The following is a 10,186-nucleotide window of genomic DNA, read 5'->3' as shown; positions in this document are numbered from 1 at the left end:
CCGACGCGGAGCTGGAAAAGGAACTGGTTGAAATGGTGGTGAGCTACCTGAATGCCTAATTTGAATTCTTGTTCTCATCGTAAATGGTGCCGCCGAACCGCAAAGCAGAATCGGCCCGTTTGGAATGGGCAAGCGGATAAAACATTTGATGTGCCCAATGTTCCTGCCCGTGAATGCGATCATCCATCAAACCAATGTGGTCAGGGTACTTGCGGGTGATGTGGGCCGTGCCGAAAATAATGTCCCATAAAAAAAGCATATTGCCGAAGTTGCCGGTGTAGTGTCCAATTCCGTCTTTGTTCGTGAGTGCATGGTGCGCCCAGTGCGTGGCCGGTGTTGAAATGGTGCGCTCTAGAAGCCACATCAGCGGGTGCAAGGCGCGAATCTTGTACAAGGGCTCATCCCATCGCCACGAACAATGCGCGCCAAGAATAATCGTCAATTTCAGGGTTAAATAAGCGGCGTACACCCAACCGCCGAAGCCCAGAAAAAGCAAGGCACCGGCAATCCACAGACCAGGCATCATCAGGTAGTAAAAAAAGTTGTTGCGAAAGGTCATTCGTACACTCATGTACTGCGCAGAATGGTGAGCGCGGTGCAATGGCCACAGCAAGGGCGAATGCGAAGCCCGGTGCCACAGGTATTGCGTTAAATCATCCCCAAGCAGCAACACGGCAAACATGGCCCACCAAGGCCAGTCTGCCCATATGCCCTGCCATTGCGAAAACCATGCTTCGCCCATGTTCTGCGTCGCCAGAATAACAAGTGGCTGGGTGAGTGCCACCAGGCTGATGAACATGAACAACTCCAGCTTGGTGTCATTGGCGGTGGCATTTACCGTGGTCTGGTATCGGCGCGTGACAAACTCCATCAATGCAAAACCTGCAATGGCGATCAAGATAAGCACGTTCTGGAATTCCGAAATTTGCATGTTCAGCCCTGGGAAATTGGTCAATATATTCAATGTAAGCTTGTCTACACAATTCGTCCAATGCATAATAAATGCACTATCAATGCAATCAATGCATTAAAATGACCAATCTTCATCAACTTGAACATCTCTTGGCACTCGATGAAGAACGCCACTTTGCGAAAGCTGCGCAAAAGGTTCACCTAAGTCAGCCTGCATTCAGTCGCAGCATTCAATCGCTTGAAAAACAAACAGGCTTGCTGCTCTTCGAGCGCAAAGGCGGCGAAATACGCCCCACGCCCGCAGGTCAGTTTCTAATTCAACGTGCGCGCACTCTGGTCCTCGAAGCAAAAGCACTGAAACGCGACCTTGGCTTGTATCAACAAGGCGAGGTTGGAGAATTGGTGTTTGGTGTGGGGCCCTTTCCCGCAGCCACACTGGCTGGACATGCGATTGAAAAAATTCGCCTCGAATTTCCTCGAGTTTCAGTGCGTGTTGAAATCGACAACCCGGCCAACCTGTTGACCTTGTTGTTGAAAGAAGAAATCGATTTTTTCGTGGCCGACACCGGCGAAGTGAATGCCGCACCCTATTTAAATATTCAACCATTGATGCGGCAGTACGGCCATTTGTATGCGCGCAGCCAGCACCCACTCGTGGGCCAGTGTCATCGGTTCGAAACCGCCTGGCAATACGGCATTGCGTCAGTTAAATTGCCAGACATGCTGAAGGCCGGCCTGGGCCAATTGTTGGGGCAAAACAACCGCAACCTGCCGCAACTTGCACTGGAATGCGACGACGTGAACCTGCTGCATCAAATCGCCTTGAGCACCAACACCATAGTGGCCTCTACAGAACTTACCGCCAAACCTTGGCTGGACAAAGGTAGCTTGATGAAACTGGACATCATCGATTTTCCGCCGCTGTTCAGCAATATTGCCATCGTTCACTTAAGTAGCAGATCACAGTCGCCAGCTGCCACTTATGCGATCAAACAATTCCGAGAGTTCGTATAGCGTTACACTGTGCTCACATCGACTTCCTGCTGCAAGCTTCGATCAATATGAACTCCACTCCAATTTTCATATCGTATGCACGCGAGGATTCCGAATGGGTACAAGCCATCAGCGAAAGCCTGGCCGACAAAGGCATTCAAGCCTGGGTGGACACCAAAGCGCTCGACTACGCCAGCCTGTGGCAAGAGGAAATTGAAGATGCAATTCTTCGGGCGCAACTCATCGTGGTCTTGGTCACCCCTGATTTTCTGGACTCTCTGGCTTGCCGGTTTGAGGTAGAACGTGCCGAGCGTTTGCGCAAGCGTCTTTTGCCGGTGATCGACAGCCGGGTTGAAGAGCACAGGATTCCCGCTGCCTTAAGCGCATATCAATGGTTCAGGTTCGATCGTGACACTGACCATGCCAACACTGTATCGGCCTGGATAGAACGCAGCATTCACCTTGATCCAGACTGGCTCAAACGGCACACCGACCTTACAAGCCGCGCGCAACAATGGGTCAACAACCACAAAGACCCCAGCTTGCTGCTGCGCGGAAAAGATTTGGCGTCGGCCCAAGCCATGCTTGAAGAATCCAGCGGGAAGGACAAAGCACACGACAAACTTTTAGGCAGCGATTTGATTGAAATGATCGCTGTGTCGGATCACACACAATCGCGCCGGCGAATGACCCTCGCTGGATTCCTGGGCGGCAGTTTGCTGGCCGTGATTACAGCGGCTTCATTCGGCTATATTCAGCATGTTCAAGCTGAGGGTGAAGCGAAATCTGCACTTCGCAATCAATTGAACCAACTGGCCATGGCTGGTGACTTGTCCAGCATGCTCGACACCGCCAAAGCCAATGCAGCCCGGCTTGAAAAAGACGCCATGGCCAGCCTGCAAGTGCGCCTGTTTCAGGCGGAGTCCCTGTCTACCAATCTGGAATTGAAAGCCTACGAAGTTCAGTCACTGGAAGTGAAAGGCGACTGGGTGATGCTACACAACTTCTCTTCTGGGGGGCAGTTGTTTAACCTTGATGGCTGGAATGAACCACTGGCTACCGGTACTTTTTCTGAGAATGAAACCCACAAAGTCAGTCTCTCAGATTCTGGCAATGACCATGCAATCTGGACACCCACGCAATTTACCATTCGCCCCTCTTCCAACCCGGGAGCAGAAACCCCACGCATCTCGAACACAGCGAATATCGAACACATCACACTGCTGGACCATGCGCGGCAAATGGTCATTCAACATGCGAATGGCTTCGCAATTTATCCTTGGGCCTCCGGCCAAACAGTATTGCCGCAACCCAGTCTTCAAATGGAAGGTGTTCAACTTCTTCGCGCGTTCTCGAATGGCGACCTGCTGTACCGCAAACCAGCGGCAAAGGACGGTCAGTTTGAAATCTGGCTTCGTCAAGAAGAAAGCGAGCTTTTGCTGGGTCGATTCAAAGGGCAGGTCCGACAAATACTCAGAAATCAGGATGACGTTTTGGCCATTCGAGTAAAACGAGAGGTTCACGGATTTCAAGCGGGCAAGCCCTTGGGCAAGGTTTGGGTGGCTGATGAATCGGGCGTGGCTTTGTCCAACAGAGGTCACAGCCTGGCCGTAGTTGACCCCAGCAATGAGGCGCGCGTGCTGTATTTTTCGCTAGATGATGTGGTGGTCAGTGAAGGCAAATCACTTCGACAAGACCCTGCTGCCCTGCGGGAGGACTTGCAGGAAAACCTGCACGAATTGCGCAACGGTGCTGTACCCATTGGCGAACTACTCCCTGCGTTTGATCAAGATGACAGCCGACTGTTTGCACCCGGTGAATTCAATCGATCCCTGTCTCCGATCAATGCCCAACTCATTGCCAGTATGGACTCGGAACTTGGCACAGAAGGCGGCCTTTCCGACAATATTCTCGTTCTGGGTGGCACTGGTCGACACCTCCTCGGCCTCTCGCTGAACCACGGAGGCAATGGCACTGTTACGCTGCACCGCTTCTCAATTCCGGCACGTTTGCAGCAAGGTCGCATCAGCGCCGTGGCTACCACACTGCAAGCCGATCAATCCGGTTTTTTTGCCTTGCAACCCCAAGGGCAACTGGTACAACAACCCTGGATAGGTTCAGCCACCCTGCTTCAACTCCCGGGTCTTGAGGCAAACGACACCAAACTGGTAGCAGGTACACTTTCAAATACAGGTGATCGCGCCTGGGCAATCAACACGCAGGGCGAATTGCTGGCCTGGACCATTCAGGGCAGCAAAGCCACCCTGAACTTCAAACAAATCATCGACATGAGCGGACTTGCCGAACTGAACCGTCTGCGCCCAATGACTGCATCCCAAACCGGAAAAAATCTGTTGCTGGTGGGTTCGCAAGGCTTGTTGCTTCTGGATGCCAACACCGGAAAAACCCGATGTAAATTGGAACACACCGAACAGTTTTATGATGGCATGGCCTACTTTATCAATGAACAAACCTTGCTCAGTGTCGACATGCTGTTCACCAATGGCACGGGTTGGGAAAACCGGCGAATTCAAGCTTTTGATGCAGAGCAATGCTCACCTGTTGAGTATTTTCCCCGTCGACCAGAACTTCAGGAAAACGACGGATACGAAACAGGTTTCGGCTTTGGCATACAAACCGAACTGGGTGGAGCCCCATGGATTGCCGACCGCCGCTTCGGCGCAAAGTACAGAATTCAAAACCTTCAAACCGGTAGCACTCTGGGCGCTTTGTCGAATCACCGTGGACGAATTTTGGCACTGCGATCCCACGTGGCAAGCGACTTGCTAATCAGCAGCGACGAACTTGGCTCAATCAATGTGTGGGAAAGCAGCACACTGCGCAGAATCAAAACGCTGGATGCACCGCAGTGCCAAGCCATTGACCTGGTGCTTAACAACGCTGGCAGCCACCTGCTGGCACGTTGTGCAAGCGGGCAGGCCATTTGGTGGGCCATGGGCGCACAACCATGAGCACGCCACTGCAAGAGGTTAAAAACCTGATCAGCAAAGGCGAGTTTTTTAAAGCCTACGACATTGCCATGCACGCCTTGGGCAGTAACCCAGACAACACGGCACTGCTACATCGGGCCCTGCTGGCATTGGCCAATGGGGGTGCGTACCGCCTCGCACTTTCTCAATTTGAGAGCATGGGCTTGCACAACAGCCACGAGCTCGATGTGCAATGCCTACTCGCCCGCCTGCACAAAGACATCAGCTTCGCTCAGAAAGGCGAAGCAGCCAAAGCCGGTTTTGTAAAAGCATTTCAACTCTATGAACAAGCTTGGATTTCACATCAGCTATCGCCACAAGCCTATTACCCGGCCATCAATGCAGCAGCCTGCGCAGTGTTTTCAGGTGCCCTTGAGCAAGCAACACACTGGGCTGGTATTGTGTTGGATCAACTTCAAAGCCAGCACACCAAACTTGCGGACCCGGCCGAGCAATACTGGACCCATGCGACCCGCATTGAAGCCTTGTTGATTCAAGGGCAACTGGATGCTGCACGTGCACTGGTGCCCCACACGCTTTCACTCATTGATTCAGACCGAACCGCGCTGGCATCCACACTTCGCCAACTACAACGCCTGTGCCACTGCCTTGGACATGATTTCAAAAGCCTCGGCTTTGCCACACCCCCTGCTGTCATTCACTACACCGGGCACCTGCTCAGCCACACCGGCCGCTTTCCTGAACATCAAGAAGCAAGGGTAGCAGCGCGCATTCAAGAATTGCTTGAGTGTCACAATGTTGGCGTTGGCTACGGCTCACTCGCAGGCGGTGCCGACATTCTGTTTGCAGAAAGTTTGATCAAGCGCGGTGCCGACCTGCATGTGGTGCTGCCTTTTGAACGCGAAGAGTTTTTGAAGGTGTCGGTGCTGCGTTGTGGCCCACGCTGGGCTGAGAGGTTTGAGCACTGCCTGAACGCCGCCCGCAGCGTGCGAATGGCCACTGAAGACGCTTTCCTGCAAGACGAACAACTGTTTACCTACTGCAGCCAAATTGCCATGGGTTTGTCCATCTTGAATGCCCGACATTTGAACACCACAGTGGCACAAATTGGCGTTTGGGACGGCTACACACACGACCGCACCTTGGGTACAGAAGCCGACCTGCAACAATGGGCATGCACCGGCTTGCCTCAGTATTTTGTAAACAGCCAAAACGCCAATTTTAGCGAAGGCTTGCCAGCCAACCTTGCCGAGATGCCACTCACGAGTAACAATTCCAAACAACATGGTCGTGAAACCAAAGCCATGCTTTTTGCCGACGTGAAAGGTTTCAGCAAACTTGGCGATGCCGCACTCCCCGCATTTGTAGAGCAAATCATGGGGCGTCTGGCCAAGGTCACTGCCCAGTATCAAGATCAACTACACAGCATCAACACCTGGGGTGATGGCATATTCGCTGTGTTCAACCACGTGGCCGCAGCAGCCGAATGTGCACTGGCCATGCAGGAAAGCATGGCAGGAATTGATCGAACGGCATTTGGATTACCCGAAAAGTTGGCCTTGCGAATAGGTTTGCACCTTGGGCCCGTGTACCTGACCCTTGATCCCATTACCTTGCGCGAAACAGCGATTGGCGCGCACGTTAGCCGCGCCGCACGAATTGAACCCGTCACGCCAGAAGGCTGTGTGTATGTCACCGAAACCTTTGCCGCAGTGCTGGCCATTGGCAGCAACAATGAATTTGCCTGCGACTATGTAGGGCAAACCGAAGCAGCCAAAAACTATGGGCTGATGCGTATGTTTTTATTGAGAAGAACCGAGAACAGCAACGCAACGACAGTGGTGCTGGATTTTGAGAGATAAACGCAAGGCTTCCAACAAATGAGTGATTTGATGAAAAATGCTTTCCGCGCACAGTGCCAATGCGGCCAACTGTCCGTCAGCTTCACCCAAGCGCCCGTTGCACAGCTGGTCTGCCATTGCCGGGATTGCCAGGCCATCAGCGGCCTGCCTTATACCAACATCGCTTTCTTCAAGACTGAAGAACAATGTGCCCAAGGGCAATTCGACCCGATTGACATGACTGGCGGCTCTGGCAAGCCCAAGCAATACCGGCGGTGCAGTCAGTGCAACGGTTTTTTGTATGCCACGGTGGATGTGTTAACCGGTCTGTTGGGTGTGGCGGCTGACAAGCTGGAACCACCTTTTGAATTCAATCCGATGGCCCATGTGTGGACCAGTGAAAAAGCGCCCGAAGTGGAAATTCCTTCAGGCGTTTTCCAGTTTCCCAAGGCACCACCTTTCAGACCTGGCAAAAAGGTGGGTACTGCGGCTACTTAGGCGTCTTTGGCACCTTTATCTTCGGCTTCTTAGGCAGTGCCCCAGAGACTTGGGACGGATTTGTCGCATAATCCGTCGACCGGAAGATCAGCTGGTCGGTGCGGTCGCCCGAGCGACCCGACATGCACCCGAGCTTCTGGCCGGGAGTCACCTTGTACTCGCCGTTCATTTTGCTGGAACCGTAGTTACCGTGGGTGCGCCCGGTGTTCGTGTAGAAGATGATGCCTTCCACCTCGTCGCTGCCGCGATAGCTCACGCGCACCACGTATTCGTCCGGTGCCAGCAGCACCTCTTCCTTGAAGGACTTGTTGCCGCCGTGCGCCTCCCCCCATCCGCCCGGGTAGCGGAACTGCAGGCGGTCCACCTTTTTGCCGCTGTACACACGCCAGCCGGTGACGTGCTGCCCCTTGCACACGACATCGTCCGACCAGGCGCTGCCGCCGCCGCCGACCCGCACGCTTCCCGCAGGGGGTGTCTGGGCAAACGCACCGGGACTGCCGTCGCGCCCCTCCGCCTTGCCGTGGTCCAGCCAGTGGATGAATGCCGCCTCGTAATTGTTCGCGCCAAACGCCCGCTGCAAATCCGGATAGCGTGCGAGATAGGAGGTGACATCGAAGTCCGCGCTGCCCTGGCGCCCTCTGCTGTAACCCCAGCTGACCCAGTCCAGGACCAAGGCATAGGCATCGGGATTGGTGCCCCACATCTTCACGACGTCTGGATGTTTCGCGTAAAACGCCATGTCGAACTCGAGCGAGCCCCGCCACTTGGCTGGATAGCCGGTCTGGCCCCAATGCGCCACCAGGTCGATCTGTTTTGCTACCAGTTCAGGGTGTTTGTCATAGTAATAATCCCAGTTAAAGACGCTGCGATCGTAATGTACGTGCGACGTATCTGGCGCCTTGGCTACCGAGCCGCCGACTGCGCTGACAACTGCATTGGTGCCACCCGACCACAATTTGGTAGCTGCATCAATCGACGCTTGGGCGGCCCTCTGCGCCTCTTTTTTGGTCTGTTCATACGCCTGATTTGCTGCATTGCTGATCTTGTTCAGCTCCGCTTGGGCAGCGCTCGCGGTGTAGCCGCTCAAATGCTTGTACTCACCTGCGATCTTGTTGTAAGCCGCCTCCAGCTCCTTGCCGATACAACCGCTGATTTTGCCGGGGTCCACATTGACACCGCCCTGCCCTTCGAACACGTCAGCCAGGTTGGTGCTGGGCTTGATCTCCACTTTCGTTTTGATTTCGAACGGATTGACGCAAGTGGCATTGACTGCCACCGTCATGGAATTGGCATCCATCCCGATGGAAATCTTTTGGCCAGCAACATTGCCCGCCAAGGTGATGTTCTGCGTATTTTCATTGATGGCTGTGGTGGCCTGCAACTTGAACGGAACCTTGCCCAAGGGGCCAAGCTTGAGGGTGACCTGCTCACCAGCGTCGCCGATCAACCCCGCTTTGCCTGCCGACGCATACAACCAGCCCATTTTCTGACCAAAAATGGTGACATCGCCAGCCACCTTCAACAGAGGCCCACCCTCGGCCAGCGGGCCGAGCAGAACCACATTGAAGTATTTGTTGTCGGTGGGGAAGGGCTTGCTGCTGTCGCCAAATCGGTATTGCGGTGGCGGTGTCGGGTTGTTCAACTGAAACATAGACAACGGCTTGGTCATTGCCAGCAAAGGGGCCTTGAACGATTGAATATTGCGGATAAAGCCGCCACCATATTTCGCCAAACGTGGGTCGGGCGAAGCCATGGCCACCATGATTCGAACCTGATCTTCCATGGTCAGGCTGGCTGGTGTCGCCATGCGAAACGAGAAGTCCGCCAGATCCATGGCGCCTTCCGGGCCCAGCGGCGTCTGGAAATTCATAATGATGTTCTTGTCCTCGGCCCCCTCGAACCGCGCGTTGCCCTTGTAGCCAAACACCAGTTCGTTGTTGAGGAAGAAAACCGCATCCGCCAGTTGTACCTTCGGCATGATCAGCTGGAGATTCGTCTTCGGCGGAAACTGGAATTCGATAAATGATTCAGGCTTCACTGCTTCAGCGCGTGCTTCCCGCAGCGACTGGGCTTGGGCGGCCGCTGCAGCACCACCGCCTGCCGCGCTCGCCAGATCCGCAGGAATTGGCATAACCACAGCCGCGCGCATCAGCATCTTGCTGGCATCTACGCCCAAAGACTCCATTTGCATCTTGATGCGCCCACCCAGATTGACCCGGGCGGCCATCTGCACGCCGCTGGAAAAAGACAGGGTGTTGATGTTGAAATACTTGTCACGCACGATCTTCTGCAGCGCCGGTGGCATGCGTATGTTGTCGAGTTCAAAGTCGGTCGTGGATATGGAAAGGATGGGCGCATTCAACGAGGTCTCGCCCATCACCTTTTGCACTTTCTCGCCCAGCAAATGGGGCATGGCCACTTTTTTGTCGACCACCAGCAACAGGGTCTGCTCGATTTCGCCGTTGGTGAAGAAGTAGAGCTGCAGTGGCCCCGATTGCGTCATATAGCAGCCTTTGAAACCAGAGCCGCAACCGGTTTTTCTCAAGGTGCCCACCATACTCTGCAATTCGTCCTTGATACCGGCAATCGGAAGGCTGGTGAGCACCTGCTTCAGGCCGGCACCTACAGGCGGTACATCGCTGGCTTTAACAGGTGCTGTTAATCCCCATGTCAGAAAAAGGCAGGTGACAAACTTCAGCCATTTCGGAATCGGCATGCAAGCAAAGTGAGCAGATTTGGTGTTTTGCTTCATCTTATTGTTCTCCAGTGTCGAGTGAAGTCAACAGCGTTGCCATGGCCAATATCGAAGATTTGAACCATGGCAGATAAATTTGGAGAATATTACAAAGCTGAATTCATGGAGTCCCTTCAAAAGGACTAACCCATAAGACGACCAATTGAATTGAAACAGATGCGAAACGAAAAAGGCCCACAATGCTGTGGGCCTTCTTGTGTTTGGCTCCCCGACCTGGACTCGAACCAGGGACCTGC

General features: G+C 53.9%; 6 protein-coding genes. 4 read left to right on the top strand and 2 right to left on the bottom strand.

All coding sequences use genetic code 11. From position 1 onward, the window contains the following. Nucleotides 1-55: 55 nt before the first annotated feature. Nucleotides 56-931, bottom strand: a complete 876-nt coding sequence (locus LMED105_RS15615; RefSeq protein ID WP_008253205.1) for a sterol desaturase family protein — start codon at nucleotides 929-931, stop codon at nucleotides 56-58. A 101-nt stretch (nucleotides 932-1,032) separates the two neighbouring features. Here LMED105_RS15615 and LMED105_RS15610 point away from each other — a divergent pair, with 101 nt between their 5' ends. Genes LMED105_RS15610 through LMED105_RS15595 form a run of 4 tightly spaced genes read left to right on the top strand, consistent with a single transcriptional unit; the run spans nucleotide 1,033 to nucleotide 7,195 of the window. Continuing rightward, nucleotides 1,033-1,926 (top strand): LysR family transcriptional regulator, encoded by an 894-nt coding sequence (locus LMED105_RS15610; RefSeq protein ID WP_040513787.1) that lies wholly within the window; start codon nucleotides 1,033-1,035, stop codon nucleotides 1,924-1,926. 47 nt (nucleotides 1,927-1,973) lie between these two features. Further along, nucleotides 1,974-4,877, top strand: a complete 2,904-nt coding sequence (locus LMED105_RS15605; protein WP_008253203.1) for a TIR domain-containing protein — start codon at nucleotides 1,974-1,976, stop codon at nucleotides 4,875-4,877. Then, nucleotides 4,874-6,718 (top strand): adenylate/guanylate cyclase domain-containing protein, encoded by a 1,845-nt coding sequence (locus LMED105_RS15600; protein WP_008253202.1) that lies wholly within the window; start codon nucleotides 4,874-4,876, stop codon nucleotides 6,716-6,718. The genes LMED105_RS15605 and LMED105_RS15600 overlap by 4 nt, the downstream gene beginning before the upstream one ends. An 18-nt stretch (nucleotides 6,719-6,736) precedes the next feature. Next, on the top strand, nucleotides 6,737-7,195 hold the full coding sequence (locus LMED105_RS15595) for a GFA family protein (RefSeq protein WP_008253200.1): 459 nt from the start codon (nucleotides 6,737-6,739) through the stop codon (nucleotides 7,193-7,195). Here LMED105_RS15595 and LMED105_RS15590 read toward each other — a convergent pair. Then, nucleotides 7,188-9,947, bottom strand: coding sequence for a hypothetical protein (locus LMED105_RS15590; protein WP_008253199.1), 2,760 nt, complete (start codon nucleotides 9,945-9,947; stop codon nucleotides 7,188-7,190). The genes LMED105_RS15595 and LMED105_RS15590 overlap by 8 nt on opposite strands. Between the last annotated feature and the right edge of the window lie 239 nt (nucleotides 9,948-10,186).

The sequence above is a fragment of the Limnobacter sp. MED105 genome (assembly GCF_000170915.1).
Lineage (GTDB): Bacteria > Pseudomonadota > Gammaproteobacteria > Burkholderiales > Burkholderiaceae_B > Limnobacter.
The sequence above is the reverse complement of the archived record's forward strand: the minus strand, read 5'-3'. Positions and strand labels throughout refer to the sequence as shown.

Bases quoted from the DNA above. Each gene is read 5' to 3' on its own strand.
- LMED105_RS15615 (WP_008253205.1), bottom strand. From the start codon at position 931: ATGCAAATTTCGGAATTCCAGAACGTGCTTATCTTGATCGCCATTGCA.
- LMED105_RS15610 (WP_040513787.1), top strand. From the start codon at position 1,033: ATGACCAATCTTCATCAACTTGAACATCTCTTGGCACTCGATGAAGAA.
- LMED105_RS15605 (WP_008253203.1), top strand. From the start codon at position 1,974: ATGAACTCCACTCCAATTTTCATATCGTATGCACGCGAGGATTCCGAA.
- LMED105_RS15600 (WP_008253202.1), top strand. From the start codon at position 4,874: ATGAGCACGCCACTGCAAGAGGTTAAAAACCTGATCAGCAAAGGCGAG.
- LMED105_RS15595 (WP_008253200.1), top strand. From the start codon at position 6,737: ATGAGTGATTTGATGAAAAATGCTTTCCGCGCACAGTGCCAATGCGGC.
- LMED105_RS15590 (WP_008253199.1), bottom strand. From the start codon at position 9,947: ATGAAGCAAAACACCAAATCTGCTCACTTTGCTTGCATGCCGATTCCG.